The following is a 17,067-nucleotide window of genomic DNA, read 5'->3' as shown; positions in this document are numbered from 1 at the left end:
CTCTTTCTCCTCGCTCTACACCGGTTCTCCGAATGTGTCCGGGTGCTCCGGGTCAAAAGGTTCGTTCGCCCACATGACTGTCACCAGATCCTCTGTGTCCGACAGATTGATGATGTTGTGGGTATAGCCGGGGATCATCTCTACCACAGTGATCTCCTCCCCGCTGACCTCATAATTGACTACCGGGTAAGGATTTCCGTCCCTGTCCACGCCGATCTTTCGAAGCTGGATCAGTCCCCGTCCGGATACTACCACAAATTTCTCGTTTTTTGTGTGGTGCCAGTGCTGTCCTTTTGTGATACCGGGCTTACTGATATTGACAGACACCTGCCCCCGGTCTGCCGTACGCAGGATCTCCGTAAAACTACCACGGTCATCCCTGTTCATCTTCAGCTTATAGGAAAAGCCATCTGTGGGCAGATAAGACAGATAGTTGGCATAGAGGCGTTTTGTAAAGCCATCGCTCATGTCAGGCACGGACAGATCCTGTCTGCTCTCCTTAAAAGAATAGAGAAGATCCACAATCTCTCCCAGCGTCACATGGAATGTGACCGGACAATAGCAAAATCCCTTCTCATCCCTGTGCTCCTGACCATTCAAAGCCAACAGCAGCTCTTCCACCAGATCATCTATATAGAGAAGCTCCAGCTCTGTGCTGCGGTCGTTGACCTGGATAGGCAGATCATTGGCAATGTTATTGCTGAATGTAGCCACCGCAGAGTTATAGTTGGGCCTGCACCACTTTCCGAACAGGTTGGGAAAACGGTAGATGAGCACTTTGGCTCCTGTCTCCTCGCTGTATCTGCGGAACAATTCTTCTCCCGCCAGCTTACTCTTCCCATACTCACTCCCTGCAAATCGTCCTTCCAGACTGGCCTGGATGCTGCTGGAGAGCATAACAGGCGCCTTATTCTCATACTTTTTTAACGTATCGAGAAGTGTAGAAGCAAATCCAAAATTGCCTTTCATAAACTCTTCCTGCTCCTTGGGGCGATTCACTCCTGCCAGGTTGAACACAAAGTCCGCGTCCTGGCAGTACCGCTCCAGCTCTTCCTGGGTGGAGTCTATGTCATATGTATAAATTTCCAGGTCAGAGGGACACTCCAAGCCCTGTATCTTATGCACACGGTCTTTACCACCCCGGATATTCTCCAGAGAAGCCACCAAATTTTTCCCCACAAAGCCCTTGGCTCCGGTGATCAATATTTTCATTTTCCTACTTCCTTTCCTGCGAGCTTGCCCCCGCTACTGCCTTTCCTCCCACTCTTTCAATTCATCCTGGATATAAGAAAGGGACAGCAGCTTCTCCTTCACCTGCTCTACGTTCAACAGCTCTGTATTATTGGAGTTAAATTCTGTCAGCGGATTTCTCTCCACATCCCCTTCTTTAAAGTATTTGTCGTAGTTCAGGTCTCTCTTGTCACAGGGTACCCGATAAAAATTGCCCATATCAATGGCATGTCCGCACTCCTCATTGGTCAGAAGTGTCTCGTACATCTTTTCACCATGACGGATACCGATCACCTTAATCGGATTGGCCACATGGAACACTTCCTCCACGGCCCGCGCCAGCACTTCGATCGTGCAGGCCGGCGCCTTCTGCACCATAATGTCCCCGCTCTGGGCATTCTGGAAGGCGAAAACGACCAGTTCCACTGCCTCTTCCAGGCTCATGATAAAGCGGGTCATTGTCGGCTCTGTCACGGTCAGCTCTTTTCCTTCCTTGAGCTGGCTGATAAACAGTGGTATAACTGATCCCCTGGAACACATGACATTGCCGTATCTTGTACAGCAGATCGTTGTCTTCTCCGGAGATACCGTCCTTGACTTGGCTACGATCACTTTTTCCATCATGGCCTTGGATGTACCCATAGCATTAACCGGGTAAGCTGCCTTGTCCGTGGACAGGCAGATCACTTTCTTCACCCCCGCCTCAATGGCCGCTGTCAGCACATTCTCTGTCCCAAGCACATTTGTCTTCACCGCCTCAATAGGGAAGAACTCGCAGGAAGGCACCTGCTTTAAGGCTGCCGCGTGGAAGATATAGTCCACCCCGTGCATGGCATTTCTCACAGACTGGATATCCCGCACATCCCCAATATAGAATTTCAGCTTGTCGCTGTATTCTGGAAATTCCCGCTGATAAAAATGTCGCATATTGTCCTGCTTTAATTCATCACGGGAGAATATGCGGATCTCCTTAATATCTGTCTGCAAAAAGCGGTCCAGGACGGCATTTCCAAAGGATCCCGTGCCGCCGGTTATTAAGAGTGTCTTGTCTGCAAATATACTGCTCATTGGTTTTATCTCCTTTACTAAAATATAAATTTGCATAAAAAAAGTTCCCCACTGTGTCCCAAGACGCAGTGGAGAAACCAGATTCTCTCTTCTATATTTTCTTTTTAGAATTTATTAAAATATTGTGTACCTGATTGTTCGTTACTATTTCAGATATCGTTTCAGCTGATCATAGAAGTTTTCTCGAGTACCGGACATAATCACAACTATCATCTCTTCATCAACACGCTCAATCGTATACGCCAGTTCATAATTCGTCTTGTTGTAATAGATGTCATAGCCGAAAATGCCGCTTAAGTCTCCAGATTTCTCTTCTCCGACCGTGTAATCTTCACAAATCTCATCAATTGCTTTTTTATATAATTCTTTTAACTTTTTATCTTTTAGCTTTTTAATAAATCTTGCCGCTGGCGGAAGGAAGCGCACCAGTAACATAAATCATTCCTCCGTACCAAAGACATCATTGTATGATGCAAACTCACCCGTACCTTCTGCTGCTGCTTCTGCTGCCGACAACATGATCTCAACGGCCGGTCTGATCTGAGCCTGCCTTTCTTTAAATCTTGAAAGGAGCTCATCTCCAGACCATCCTTCCGCAATCAACTCAGCAAGGATCTGTTCTGCAAACTCACCACCAGAAGCGGCCTTCACAGGACGGATAACAAGCTCCTTTCCACGCACGACACACTCTGCTTCACTGCCAAATCCCAACGCCTGATAAAACTTCTGCGGAATTGTAATCTGCCTTTTTGAAGAAATGCTAAGAATCTTTCTATTCATCTTCATGCCGCCTTTTTTCGCCGCCGTAAGCATACTTGCTGCCTCCTTACTATTCTATGCAATTAAACAGTTATTATTCACATTTTCTTGGTTTCTTTACTTCTTTGATTACAAGAATATTATACCTACTAGCGGGGACGAAGTCAATGGAATGCTCTGTCTAATACGAAGAGCTGACCGAATAGATCAAACAGTATACTTGCTCAGGTGTGGAGACGGGCCACTCCTTTGTCACCAGGTTATTCAGATGAACCAATTAGTATCCTTTCTAAGCTGCTTCAATTTTCTTTGCAAGGCAGCGTATTGAATTAATAATGATATTGCCATAATAATCACATTACAATAAACTACGACCTCCCAAGATCTAGATACGGTGCAAAAAGCTATAATAAGAGGAATCTTTAAGGTTGCTGCAAAAGCATTGCCTACTATTTGAGGTCTTAAATCATTAATCCCATTTTCAACACAACTAGTTGCATTTACAAATATTAACAGAGATGAGAATACTGCAAAGGCAATTGATATTTTGTATTCGACAATAAGGTGGCTGGATTTATAGAATATGTCAACAAATAATTGTAGACTAAAGGCTAATACAAAACATAACACAGAAAAAACTGTACCTATTATATTAATTGTTCTTTTTCTCCAAATAATTCCCGTATAATCTTTTTTCGAAAAGCACTCTGTAATAGCAGACCAAACAGGGTTGATTATAACTGAGAAAAGAGCAATTACAGCTGAAAACAACCTGAAATATATATTATAAATTACAACAGATTCTGGTCCATCTATTCTTGTTATAATAAATTCATTGGTCGAGTTTATTACTAGCAATAGCAATTGTACGGCAAAAAACTGCCCACCTAATGAAAGTATGCTTTTAGCAATTTTATGATTATAGTACTTAAAAGATGGTGATATCCCTTTTAATCTAGTATTAAACACGACAATGGTTACAATAATAAGAGGAGCAATCATTGTTACAGTATATGCAATAGCGATGTAAACGATTGCGACAGATGGCTCTTCTACACTAAAAATCGATGAGTAAACTATTATCAAAAGATTAATTAGAAGTGTAACAACACTCCCCATTGCAGTTTCTTTTAAAGCATAGAGAACTGAAACTATTAGTTTTAATACAAAGTGTGCTGATAATCCAATAAGGGTAATTATTATTGATACAAACAATGTGTTCCTATCAATGATGGACTCATCAATATTTAATATATAATTCCAATCAATAAATTTGAATACAATACATAAAATCACAAGTATTATTATCGAAACTATTCCTATTAATATATACGCGGATGATATATATGTTTTTTGTTTCTTTGTATCATTCAGTGTTATAGCTTCCACCAATCTATTTCTAAGACCATTTCCTATACCCAAATCAAAGTTTACAATCCAATTTAGTATCGAGATTGTCGTCAGCCATACGCCATAAACCAGTCTATTCCCACAGAAAAAATGCAAATAAGCATTAATACTATATATATTTAATATTAAAGAAAATGCCTTTATCAAAGCAGTACCTAAAATGTTGTTATACATTTTTTTATCTCTATTGTATTTATTAAGTAATTTATTTAACATTATTTTCTCTCCTATTTTATCAAGAATATCTATTACTTTCAGTACAACAGAGAATAGAGAATAAGACAATAATAAAAGATATAGTCTTATAATATAAAAAAGTCACAAAACCCAATTCCATGATTAAGATATATCCGATAAAAATATAGGATATGAATTTTTTTTTGCAAAAGGAATTGACTTTTTTTATCAATAGAGCATAAAAACAAATAAAGTAAACAATCTTGCCAATAGTAAAATTAATTATAAATCCAGAATCCGCACCATATAGTCCATTTTCATGTGCCGCAATAGAAAATCCAGTTCCAATTGGGTACTTTCTTATTGCATCAATATTTTCTGCAAAAATTGTTTGAATTCCATTGCTATAACGTGAAATCCACCCATTTGTCTGTTGTCCAAGAATATCTCGATATACATCTATTAGGTCAAATTGAAATGCAATAAATATAAGAGCAGTAAATCCGATTATTGTCAAAATCAGTTTACGAGGCGATCTCGTCTGATAATAAACAATGATAATAACATCAAACAATAAATACGCAATACTGGTAGAACACCTAAGCATCATAAGTAAAGCAAGAAATATTATAGTATAAATGATATGTTTTTTTTCGCCAAACTTTGTATACCAGTAGTATGACACCAACAGCAATCCCTCATAAACGAAGGAAGCAATATTATGAACGCCAAATGTCATAATAGGTTTTCGAATGGTAAACTGGTAATCCGTAATGTATTGCAGATATTGGGTATAATAATTAGATAACAATGAATTTATATTTATTAGATTTAACAGTGATATAATATTTATTAGAACTATTCCTAACACTAAAAAATCAATAATCTTCTTATAATACCTTAAATCGCTACAAAATGAAAAATTGTTAGCAAAAAGCAACAGTGTAACAATTATACATATGGTTCTCGCATATCCGAATTTCAAATCCCCATTAGATCCATCAATTGCTATAATGGTAGCCCAAAAAAGATAAAGAAGGACAAAAAAAACTATGAGATTTTTATAAGCTGGCTTCTTTCCTCTGATCCATAGAATCAAAGCAAATAAAAGTAATAAGACGTCAGCGATTACTTCATATAGCGTCGATGGGATTCCATTTACTGATAATGGAAAAACAAAAGTTAATACCAGCAAAAGGAAAATTATTAAATTTGTTATTGTATTTTTATTAATAATAATCTTATCCAATTCAATACCTCATTTTTTTCAGGTATTCAGCAAAACTCTCATTTTTGTTCATTCGAAGAACCTTTTTTGCTATTGTACCGGCAATATTTTTTAATCTTTCAGACAAGGGAAGCAATATAATATCACCAATCTTTTTTTCAAAACTACAATTAACCTCAATATTATCGGGATGAATTAATGGGAATGAAATTTTTGCAGTATTTACAAGACAAAACCTATCCGTCATTACAAGTTTAGTAGATGTACCACCATGAACTGAAAAGTTATCTGCTCCAATATTTTTTATTTGGTTTTTTGTCGGTGCGATTCCTAATAAATTATTTGCTCTCAATGAATAAATCATCTGATAATCCCACGAACTTTTCCTTCTATCCGTTTCAATCAGATATTTAGTTCTTTCAACAGATCTGAGCTGCTGTTTCATCAACTTCTTATTGTCGTAACTATTTTTAAATGTTCTTAATTTACCTTGATCTTGTAATGAAGTTAACTCAGCATCATAGTATCGTAAAAATTTTTTTGACCATGATGCCCATCCACAAGGCAATAAATGCTGTGTGAATACATAACTTGTTTCCAACTTCATATCTGTTATGTAATTTGTCCCACAAATCCATAGTACTCTTTCCTCTTCTTCGTATTTGTTTAATAATTCTTTACAATACATAAAAAAACTATCTTCCGGGTAGTTATCGTCCTCTAAAAAGATTGCCTTTTCCTCATGTTCAAACACCCATCTTGCGCCAAAACCAATATTCTCTAGTACTCCTCGATTTGTCTTTGCATAATTTCTAACAATTTCACAATTCCAATCTATTAAATTTTCCACAAACCTTCTGCAATCATTGCATTCTTGTATCTCACTATCGTTCCGTGGTCCATCAGCAATTAGATACATTTTCTGTGGTCTTACCTTTTTAATTTGCTCGATAATACTCCTAAATCCGGATGTTCTTCTAAACATAAATAAAACAATAGGTATATCAAACATACAATCACCTTCTCATTAATGATAATCATCTAATAAGTGTTTCTATAAAACTATTTATTTCATTTATATAAGAATAATAGAGAAATTTTCTGCTCCTATAGCACTTATCTTTTACTCTATGCAGTTCATATGCATCTAAATGAATTATATGTACTAATTGATCCGCAATCGTATCTTGCTTCTCTATATCTACAAAATAACCCGTATCTCCATTATTTATATATTTGTCCAAATCACTTGTTCTGGTTGTTATAACCGGAGTACCACATGATATACTCTCTACTACTTTTGTCGGAAATCCTGCCATTGTTGCACGATTCTTTTCCCGAAGTAAAATAGTAAAATCAGCCTTATTAATTGCTCTTTGGACAGTTTTCATAGCTACTTTTCCATGAAATTGGATAGTGTCTTCCATTCCCTTCAATATTTCGCTATCCATAGGATATGCTGTAAGATATTGTTCTTTTGTTACGCCATAAATGTCAAATACAACATTGCAACCTCGCCTTATAGCCTCAGCGAGACTACGTACCGCCAAATCCAATCTATCTTTAACTTTATCCGGGTGCTTTACTTGTTTTCCTAATCTAAACGGTATACCCGCATAAACTATAGTTATAATAGCGTTTCTTCCTTTGTTTTCCTGAAATTCCGAAACAATTGGCGGTATTACTACAGTTTTGCATCCTTTTCCTTTATAATAATTAGACAGGTAACTGCTTATGGCTATTATTCCATCACTTTTTTTGTTATATACTGCTTTCTCCAGGTAAGTGTCTATTGTCTTTATTGCATTAAAAATCAGATTTCCACCACTAGCTGGTAACCAGTCTACAACATCAGAAACAAGTATAATTTTTTTCTTTTTACAGAATCTGATTAAACTTCTGTCAAATACTGCTAACCCTGGAGAACCGTATCTTACTATAATCCTTGGCTCTCCTACCTTTTCAATGACAGTATTTATATACTTTATATAATTCCCTATTTTATAAATGTTGTAGTTGGGAAAAGCATAATACTCTATGCCTTCCTCGTAGCAGAATGGATATTCAGAATTATCATTCCCCTTACCAATAAGCACGACTCTATATCCAAGCCTTTTAAATATGAGTGCATTTCCATATACTCTTTTCCCTGCCGCATTTGCTTCTGGTTCTCCAAAATTGCCCAAATATATAATCAGCTTTTTTTTCATCAACTTCCCCTCGCTACTTGTGATTTATATAGCTTCTAACTATCTCATTGTATCTTTTTCTGTTCAATTTACTTGATAAGTACATCTCGATGCTCGACATATTTAAGCGCTTTATATACCATTCCATATTTCGCATTTTCTTTCTACCTTCTAGATATACCTGCAAATCTCTTGATCGCTTCTTAATATATTCATCTTGATTGGCATACAAAAAACTTGACCATTTTTTTAGTTTAACCAAAATTTCTTCATCAGGTTGATAACAATCCTCCCTAAATGAGAATGGAACTGGTTTGTAATTTATAATATGGTTATTTTCAATTTCCATAAGAAGTATAAACGATTCCATATTGTCTTTAGACAATCTTATCAATGGTTCTTTAGACTTATAAGTATATACATCATCAAAACAAAAATTGCCAAGGCTATATGCGACAATGCTATTTGACACTTCTTCGATGCCTTGGATAACATGTGGATGGTGGCCATGTATAATAATTTTTTTATCTTTACATAGTTTTCTAGCAACCTCTAAATGATCAAAATTGGGATAATGAACATGTTCTTCTCCCCAATGAATAGAGAGAACCGGTAACATATCATTAGTTATTACTTCAGTTACTTCGTTTTCAACTGCCGAGGGATTAAATACATTTATACATGGTTTTTTTACTCCTAGACCCTTACCATTAGTTGAATAACAGCAATAACCCATAAGTGATAACTTGTTTATATTATCCCGAATAACTGCAGTTTTTCCATTAGCACCAAACCACTTTATTCCAGCACGATCGAGAGTATCTATGGTTTCTTGTAATCCATGGATTCCATAGTCAAACATATGATTATTTGCTAATGAAACATGAGTTACATTAAGATATTTTAGTATTTCAACATCCTTGGGATTCCCCTTTAAATAAGCAGATTTTCCACCTATGGTTTTCGTATGCGTTGTCAACGGGCTTTCCAAATTACCAACCACGAAATCACAAGATTCCAAAATATTTCTTGTAAATCTGAATTTTCGCTGATATAAAGTTGTTTCAGTTGTATTTTTTCCAAATAAAGCAATATCACCAAGAAAAGCGATTTTCAACTGTACTACCTCACTTTCTCTATAACTATCTTGACTATCTCATCTGGAACTATAACTGCCTGTTCATGCCATATGTGGTTTCTATCGACATATGCACCTAAATCCTTTTGAACCTTGTAGTCAAAACCGTAACACATTTCGATTATTTTCCCTTTTCCTGACTTTTTATCCACAACAAAATCAAAGCCCACGCAATCCATATTCAATCTTTTTGCTGCATCGAAAGCCGTATCTATTACATCATTAGTCAATAAAGTACGGTCATAGTAACAGTCTCCGCCACCAGAAGCACGAAAGTCATTTTTTCGTACATTTCTTGCGCAAAAAGTCATCTTATCTCCAATAACGACAACTTTTAGATCGTAACCATCATTTGGAATATATTCTTGGAAATAACAATATCCCTTCTCAATTGGCATCATTTTTGCGTGCGCTCTTGTATTTAAAAACTCAGGTATTTTTTTTATGCGAGCAATAACCATAGACAAATCTTTTGACGATTGAATTTTTGAATAAGCTTTATACGCTAAACTTGGCGCGGGATCAAATCCTTTGCCAAACATTCTTTTGACATACCTGACTGCCTCTTGAGCATTACGTAATAGCTTTACATTATTCGCTCCAGAACCACAACGCAATTTTGCAACGATAGGGTACTCAGCTTTATGTCTAACCCACTCTAAACATTCATCCTCAGCATAAAATACCCAATTGCGAGGAATCTCTGCTCCGATTGACTCAAATGCATACATTTCAGCTATTTTGTCATCAAAATGCCAATTCATACCAGGATAGGGAAATGTCTCTAATCCCAAATTATCTGCAATTTGGATAATATTACGCGCTTCTAATAAATCGGCTATTACAAAATTACTGTAATTCCACAACAATGCTGAATAATTCGGAAGTTTTTTTACTACATCGCTTCTATAACAATCTACAATTTCAAATGGTATATTATTTTCTCTGCAAAATTCTATAAATCTAGGAGTCCACGATGTTGAATGATTAAATATTTTTTTATTTTGGCATATAGCAATAGGTTTCATGCTTTATCCTCCTCGATAAGCTTAATAACAATCTTTTCCTGATAATTCAGTAAGCCCACCTATTATAGATTATCCCTATACCACTTAATCGCAGCCTTAATTCCTCTCTCAAAGCTCCATTCCGGATCATATCCAAGCATTTCTTTCGCTTTCCTAATATCAGCATTACTATGCTTGATATCTCCTGCTCTGTCCGGGCCAAACTTTGGCTCAATATTCACATTAAGGGCATCTGTCAGGTTATAATAGATATCAATCAGGTATTCTCGACCACCATAAGCAATATTGAATGCTTCTCCTGCCACTTCACGTGATGCCAGGCATGCTTTCAGGTTGGCTTCAATAACATTATCGATATACGTGAAATCTCGACTTTGCTTTCCATCCCCATTAATTGTTGGCTGCTCTCCGTGCATCATCTGTTTGATAAACTTCGGAATAACTGCTGCATAAGCTCCGTTTGGATCCTGACGGCGGCCAAATACGTTAAAATATCTAAGGCCATATGTATCCAGACCATAATGGCGTGTATACTGCTTCGCCCATTCCTCGTTACACATCTTTGTTACAGCATACGGAGATAAAAGGTTCCCCTCCCTCCCTTCCTTTTTGGGAAGATTCGGTTCATCACCATAAACCGAACTGGAGCTTGCATATACAAACTTCTTTACACTATTCTGGCGTGCCGCCTCCAGCATGTTCAATGTTCCCTGTATATTATTTGCACAGTAAAACAGGGGCATTTCTATACTTCGGGGAACCGATCCCCATGCCGCTTGATTGAGCACATAATCCACACCTTCACAGGCTTTCATACATGTATCCAGATCTTTAATATCACCTTTTATAAACATATAATTAGGGTTGTCCAAAAACAGATTCACATTCTCCCGTTTGCCAGTTGAAAGGTCATCCAAGCAACGTACTTTATATCCCATATTCAATATCGCTTCACACAGGTTAGAGCCGATGAAGCCTGCTCCACCTGTGACAAGGAAGGTACTCCCTTCCGGAAATTTCAGATTCTCATATCCCATGATTACAACCTCCAATAGCTATATCCCGCACCCTCATATTCTTTCCTGTCGAGCAGACCTTTCAGATCAAGAAGTACTTTCTTTCCTTTTCCAAAAAAACCATCCATCTGCTCCATAGTAAGTGCGGAAAACTCGGTGTGTGCCACTGCCAATACCACAGCATCCATATTCTTAATCGCTCCAATTGTTATAAAATCCACGCCATACAAATGTTTCGCCTCAGCAGCATCTGCTGTGGGATCCGCAATCTCCGGATTAATACCGTACTCTTTCAGTTCCCTCACAATATCAATGACTTTCGTATTCCGGGTATCCGGGCAATTCTCTTTAAAGGTAAATCCCAAGATTGCAACCTTCGCACCTTTTACAGCCTTATCTGCAGCAATCAGGTTCTTTACCACGTTCTCCGCTACATACTTACCCATATCATCATTAATCCTTCTTCCGGAGAGGATTATTTGGCTGTGGTATCCCAATTCTTCTGCTTTATAGGTTAAATAATATGGATCCACACCGATACAATGGCCACCTACCAAACCGGGGTAAAATTTCAGGAAATTCCACTTCGTTCCCGCTGCTTCCAGAACGGACTTGGTGTCAATCCCCATCTTGTTAAAGATGATGGACAGTTCATTCATAAAAGCGATATTGATATCACGCTGACTGTTCTCAATTACCTTTGCGGCCTCAGCCACCTTAATGCTTTCTGCTCTATGTACTCCAGCATCTACGACAATCTCATATACCTTAGCAACGGTGTCGAGTGTCTCCTCATCCATACCAGACACAATTTTTGTAATTGTCGAAAGCCTATGTACTTTGTCACCAGGGTTAATGCGCTCCGGCGAGTATCCAATTTTAAAATCCACGCCACATTTTAATCCAGACTCACGCTCTAAAATAGGTACGCAAATATCTTCAGTTACTCCTGGATATACTGTAGATTCAAAGACAACAATGCTACCTTTGGTCAAATTTCGGCCAAGAATCTCACTGGCTCCCTCCACTGGTGTAAGATCAGGAGTGTGGTCGTCATTGACGGGGGTAGGAACCGCCACTATGTGGAATTTGGCTCTCATCAAATCCTTTTCATTAGAAGTAAACTCCACAGTTGTATTCTTAATCACATCATCTCCAACCTCATTTGTTGGGTCAATTCCAGACTTATATGTTTCAATCTTTGCCGCATTCAGGTCAAAACCAATTACCTTTACACCGCGCTTAGCGAATTCTACTGCGATAGGCATCCCCACATATCCCAGTCCTACTAAAGAAAGTGCTTCTTCCTGATTTTTAATTTTTTCGTAGAGTGACATTCTGTAATCCTCCTACAACTCATTCATATATTTTTCTATGATCACACTTCGATCAAACTCTTTCTCCATTTTCTTTCGCCCACAAATCCCCATCTGTCTCTTAGTCTCATGTGGTAGATTTATAAACTTACGCATCGCATTAACCAAGCTATTGATATTCCGGCATTCAAAGCCGACACCTGTAATATCTTCTTCAAAGGTTTCTTTACATCCAGGAATACTACTTGCTAATACGGGGCGGGCACTTGCAGCAGCTTCCAAAAGAACATTAGCCATTCCTTCATGATAGCTTGGAAGTACAACCGCATGAGCAGCTCTAAGGTATGGAACTATATCCATTTGTTCTCCATGCATCGACAAATATTCCTGCGCATTAAGCTTTTCTAGCTCTGTCTTGTAGTCCTCTTCACAGAAACCTACAAGATCAACTTTCAGATTTTCCCCTTCACCTCTTAGTATTCTTGTTGCCTGAACAAGTTCAGCTACTCCCTTATCTTCCATCAAACGTCCAACAAATAAAAATCTAATGCAGTCGTCATTTTCCGGATATTCCAGCGGTTTCCACTGAGATAAATTGACACCTGATCCCGGTATAAGCTTTAATTTATCTGTTGCTATATTATTCTGTTGAAAGAACTTTCTGTTTTCTTCATTCTGAACAAATACCGTTTTTACGTTTTTAAATGCCTGCCTATAAGCAAATATGATTGCTTGTTTTACAATCCCACCTTTTTCCACCGCTGTGCCAAGTCCAGTAATATTAACTACAATAGGGACTTTTCCTGCTACCATAGCCCCATATAAATTGGGCTTAATTGTATAAGAGAATATGATATCTGGACTTATATCTAAAATTAGCTTTCTGTAGTAGACAAGCAATCCTATCTCATTGATTGGATTCATTCCATGCCTATCCATTTTCACTTCTACATACCTGCACCCCATTTCTTTTAGCAAATCAATGCGCTGCCCGTATGGAGAAGAAATGACGACTTCATATCCTTCTGACAACAGCCTCTCCACAAGTTCACGTCGAAAGTTATAAATAACCACATCATGATTAACCAAGAATAGCACTTTCTTTGGATGTATATTACTATCCTTGGTGTTATACTTTATATTTTGCATAACATCATCTTCTGTTCTACGGATACTTTCCTCTACCTCTACCTTCTGGTAATCTAATCCCTCATATTTACTAAGACTTTGATCATACACCATGTTTCCAAAAGCTTTATTTACCAGTCCATTAACCTTTCCCGGAATCTTACTGGCTATATAAACGGCAGGATTGAGAAAATTAATAGTCTCTATCTTTCTTCCAGAGACCTTCGCAATCTCTTTTACCATCTCACTAGTCTTAGTCCATTCCCCATTTTGGGGAATCAAGACAACAGCGTTTTGTCGGAACTCCTTCACCAGCATAATCTGACACAGGAATTCACATAGATTCTCTATATAAAGCATAGAACGCTCATTATCCACATTCGGAAAAATAGGGGCTTTTTTTGCAATCTTTACCAATGTAGGATAATTCCCCTTACTACCCTTTCCGTAAATCATAGGAGGACGCAGCACTATCACTTTGAAGTTTTTATCTGCTAACTCTCGTACACCTACATCTGCCTGAAGCTTACTGTCTCCATAAAAGTTCGCCGGCGCAGGAACCGTATGCCTGTTAACTACCTTCTTCTCCCCATAAGGAGCAGATTCTCCGTACACAATCATGGACGACATAAAAACAAACTCTTTCACACCCTCTTCTTTCGCTTTTCGGGCAACCTCTAATGCCAAATCAGTGTTGACGGCATAGTACTTCTCTTTTATCTCGTTGGATACATTTCCAACATCAGCATGAGCAATTCCTGCTACGTGGTAAACAATGTCGTAGTATGAAAAGTCATATTCCTTCCAGTCAGAATTCAACATATTTAAGGCATCAACGGAAAAGCTATCTGGATAATGCTCCTTAGCATAAGAGCGAAAAGCTTCTCCTATATAAGAACCAGCTCCAGTAACAAGCACACGCTTGTAGGCGTCATCGTTAACCTCAACAGGCTCACCAAAGCCAATGTGACCTATCAGTTCCTTATCACTTTTCCCCTCTGTATAATGACGACCAATAGGTTGTTTTTTTAACTCTCCTACCCCACCCTCAACCATGCTATCATCTTTTCTAAACACATGAACGCTCCCCAGAAAACACTTGATATCCATCCACGGCCCCATTCTTGACACATATTCTCCATCCAATCTCGCCTTATCAGGTATCTCCAATTCATCCCGCCCATTAATCTGTGCCCATCCGGTCAATCCCGGCTTAACATCGTTAGCACCGTATCTGTCTCGTTCAGCTGTCAGAAGATCCTGATTCCAAAGACCTGGTCTGGGGCCTATCACTGACATATTTCCAATGAAGATATCCCAAATCTGAGGAAGCTCATCCAAACTGTGTGCTCTTAAAAATTTTCCGACCCTTGTTATGTACTGCTCAGGATTCTCCAGCTGATGTGTAGGCACATCATGTGGTGTACACATCTTCATGCTTCTGAACTTATGTAATTTAAAATATCTCTTGTTTTGGCCTACTCGTTTCTGTGTAAACAGAACGGGACCTGGGTCTTCTATCTTAATAGCGAGAGCAATCACAGCAAAGACAGGAGAAAGAATTACAAGGCCTCCGAATGACAAAACTACATCTATCGCCCTCTTAATTCTCTTCTCATAAAATCCCGGTTTATACTCTGAGTCTCCTACTACCTCCAGATGACCCTTTATGCCATCCGCATTCTCTTTATCATTTTCATCTTCAATAAGGACAACTTTCTTACCCTCAAACGGATTTTTCTCTTCTTTATCATCTTCATAAAAAGAAGATGGCTTTTTCTTTCTAGCAAGAATACTCATGCCTATAAAGACAACACCTATAATTGATGCACCAATTCCTATAAATTTCTTGCTTCGTTTCTTGTTAATAGACATGACTTCCTGCGCTCCTTTTAATATTTTTGAGTACGGTAGACATCCAGTTTGTCTCGTAGGCTTCTTTTACATATTCCAGCTCAGGGCCATGCATGGTCGGGCTGGAAAGCCACACTTTATTTTGGAATTTCTCCATTTGTCTTTTTCCTTTCATTTACCATTGACCGATTTTATGGGCAACTTGTCCCTTTTTCTTAATACGTTCTTATACGAAAAAAGCCAATGAACAGTTCTTTCAAACGTCCATTAGCTGATCTTCTTCCAGTCTAATACCAAATTTTATTGTTCTCTTTTCCCCCAGCAGCTCTCTTTCTATGAGAACATACCGTTTCCTCACTCTTTGTCTGACCACGTTTTTCAGATACAGCCCCACGGCTCCCTCAGCGCTGATGATCTGTTTTTCATCATCTACCTGCACAAGTGATCTTCTCACTATGTGCCCCTCGCTCTGGATATCCTCCAGGAACTTCTGCTCTTCCTCTGACACTGGAAGGAATGTCTCCCCATCCTCCTTCAGAAGTTTTGTGAGCTTCGGCACCTTTTTCAGATCAAAATACATGTCCTTGGGAGTGTCTGTATCTACAAAAAGATAGCCGGGAAACATAGGACAAAGATAGATCTCCCATCTGTCTTCCGACTTTCTTGCACTCTCCATCTTTATATAGAAGCATTCTGTATAATGGTCACGGGGAACCAGTTCTCTGATCATACAGGCAAGTTTTTCCTCATCGCCCGTCCTGGTCTGTATCACATACCACATATGTATTTTTGCTCCTTTAGGGTATGCTTCGCCATATCCGCAGTTTTAAAAAAATAAAAACTCCGAACTGGCATGCATACGGATATTACAAAAATCCCCATCTCCCATGGCACTGACCACAGAAAACAGTTCTGATCTTCGTGTTTGTTCTAAAATGATCTGTCTTAGCTTTTGGAAGTGATCTCAAGGCCTGCCTGCACAGGTTTTTCCATTCCCTGCATGGGCATCTCGATATTTGCAAGACGTTTATGACGGTCTATCTTCCGGATCCGTCTCTCCATGCCTATAAGGGGACCTGCGACAATGTGGGTAATTCCGTTCTTTATATAGCCCTGGGACATTTTCAGATGATGCTCCTGTCCTCCCAGTCTTTTAAGAAAGGCTTCCTCTTCCGGTGTTACTTTGACCAGCAGGCTACCATCCCCCTGCCTCTTTATAGAAGCACAGTATAACTCCAGCTGCTCTGACAGAGCTTCCGGGTCTGCAGTTTCCAGAAAGATGCAGTCCGGAAACATGGGACTTCTCTCAGTATGCCAGCTTCCCTCGTACCGTTTCATCCGATCGTACGTAAACGTAAAAATATCATGCAATACCTGTCCAGATATATGCTCCCGACAGGATTCCATGATCTCTTCTGACTTTCCCGGATTGCATTTCAGTACGAACCACATAAAACCACTCCTCATTGTTTCGTAGAATACATAGTTCTTGGAAATTCAGGAAAAGGCTACAACATATAGTGTGA

General features: G+C 38.6%; 15 protein-coding genes and 1 pseudogene. All 16 read right to left on the bottom strand.

Annotated features, from left to right (window positions below):
• Positions 1-15 precede the first annotated feature (15 nt).
• The 16 genes and pseudogenes from Q5911_RS11100 to Q5911_RS11025 all read right to left on the bottom strand — a co-directional run bounded on the left by Q5911_RS11100 (position 16) and on the right by Q5911_RS11025 (position 16,993).
• A complete protein-coding gene (locus Q5911_RS11100) occupies positions 16-1,212 on the bottom strand; it encodes a capsular polysaccharide biosynthesis protein CapF (protein ID WP_303182788.1) in 1,197 nt (398 codons plus the stop codon).
• A gap of 33 nt (positions 1,213-1,245) precedes the next feature.
• Entirely contained in the window at positions 1,246-2,298 is a 1,053-nt protein-coding gene (locus Q5911_RS11095; protein ID WP_303182785.1) for a polysaccharide biosynthesis protein, read from the bottom strand.
• A 144-nt stretch (positions 2,299-2,442) separates the two neighbouring features.
• On the bottom strand, positions 2,443-2,733 hold the full coding sequence (locus tag Q5911_RS11090; protein ID WP_303182782.1) for a type II toxin-antitoxin system RelE/ParE family toxin: 291 nt from the start codon (positions 2,731-2,733) through the stop codon (positions 2,443-2,445).
• Positions 2,734-2,736: 3 nt separating this feature from the next.
• Positions 2,737-3,078, bottom strand: a complete 342-nt coding sequence (locus tag Q5911_RS11085; RefSeq protein WP_331592447.1) for an AbrB/MazE/SpoVT family DNA-binding domain-containing protein — start codon at positions 3,076-3,078, stop codon at positions 2,737-2,739.
• 243 nt (positions 3,079-3,321) lie between these two features.
• Positions 3,322-4,683 carry an oligosaccharide flippase family protein gene (locus Q5911_RS11080; protein ID WP_303182778.1) on the bottom strand — a complete coding sequence of 454 codons (1,362 nt, stop codon included), beginning with the start codon at positions 4,681-4,683 and terminating at the stop codon, positions 3,322-3,324.
• Positions 4,684-4,702: 19 nt separating this feature from the next.
• Positions 4,703-5,893: a hypothetical protein gene (locus Q5911_RS11075; protein WP_303182776.1), complete on the bottom strand. Its 1,191-nt coding sequence runs from the start codon at positions 5,891-5,893 to the stop codon at positions 4,703-4,705.
• Between the two features lies 1 nt (position 5,894).
• Positions 5,895-6,884, bottom strand: a complete 990-nt coding sequence (locus Q5911_RS11070; RefSeq protein ID WP_303182773.1) for a glycosyltransferase family 2 protein — start codon at positions 6,882-6,884, stop codon at positions 5,895-5,897.
• Positions 6,885-6,909: 25 nt separating this feature from the next.
• Positions 6,910-8,082: a glycosyltransferase gene (locus Q5911_RS11065; RefSeq protein WP_303182771.1), complete on the bottom strand. Its 1,173-nt coding sequence runs from the start codon at positions 8,080-8,082 to the stop codon at positions 6,910-6,912.
• 13 nt (positions 8,083-8,095) lie between these two features.
• A complete protein-coding gene (locus tag Q5911_RS11060) occupies positions 8,096-9,178 on the bottom strand; it encodes a CapA family protein (protein WP_303182768.1) in 1,083 nt (360 codons plus the stop codon).
• Between the two features lie 5 nt (positions 9,179-9,183).
• On the bottom strand, positions 9,184-10,227 hold the full coding sequence (locus Q5911_RS11055; protein ID WP_303182766.1) for an ATP-grasp domain-containing protein: 1,044 nt from the start codon (positions 10,225-10,227) through the stop codon (positions 9,184-9,186).
• Between the two features lie 62 nt (positions 10,228-10,289).
• On the bottom strand, positions 10,290-11,264 hold the full coding sequence (locus Q5911_RS11050) for an SDR family oxidoreductase (RefSeq protein WP_303182763.1): 975 nt from the start codon (positions 11,262-11,264) through the stop codon (positions 10,290-10,292).
• 2 nt (positions 11,265-11,266) lie between these two features.
• Positions 11,267-12,580, bottom strand: coding sequence for a nucleotide sugar dehydrogenase (locus Q5911_RS11045; protein ID WP_303182761.1), 1,314 nt, complete (start codon positions 12,578-12,580; stop codon positions 11,267-11,269).
• A gap of 12 nt (positions 12,581-12,592) precedes the next feature.
• A complete protein-coding gene (locus Q5911_RS11040) occupies positions 12,593-15,562 on the bottom strand; it encodes a sugar transferase (RefSeq protein ID WP_303182759.1) in 2,970 nt (989 codons plus the stop codon).
• A 19-nt stretch (positions 15,563-15,581) separates the two neighbouring features.
• A pseudogene (locus Q5911_RS11035) lies at positions 15,582-15,716 on the bottom strand (DegT/DnrJ/EryC1/StrS family aminotransferase); the annotation flags it as partial.
• 81 nt (positions 15,717-15,797) lie between these two features.
• A complete protein-coding gene (locus Q5911_RS11030; RefSeq protein WP_303182756.1) occupies positions 15,798-16,322 on the bottom strand; it encodes a transcription termination/antitermination NusG family protein in 525 nt (174 codons plus the stop codon).
• Positions 16,323-16,486: 164 nt separating this feature from the next.
• The gene (locus tag Q5911_RS11025; protein ID WP_303182754.1) at positions 16,487-16,993 is read right to left on the bottom strand and encodes a transcription termination/antitermination NusG family protein; all 507 of its coding nucleotides are present in this window, start codon (positions 16,991-16,993) and stop codon (positions 16,487-16,489) included.
• Between the last annotated feature and the right edge of the window lie 74 nt (positions 16,994-17,067).

The organism is Lachnoclostridium phocaeense (assembly GCF_959599685.1).
GTDB lineage: Bacteria > Bacillota > Clostridia > Lachnospirales > Lachnospiraceae > Claveliimonas > Claveliimonas monacensis.
Note: the sequence above shows the minus strand (reverse complement) of the source record. Positions and strands in the feature narration are given on the sequence as shown.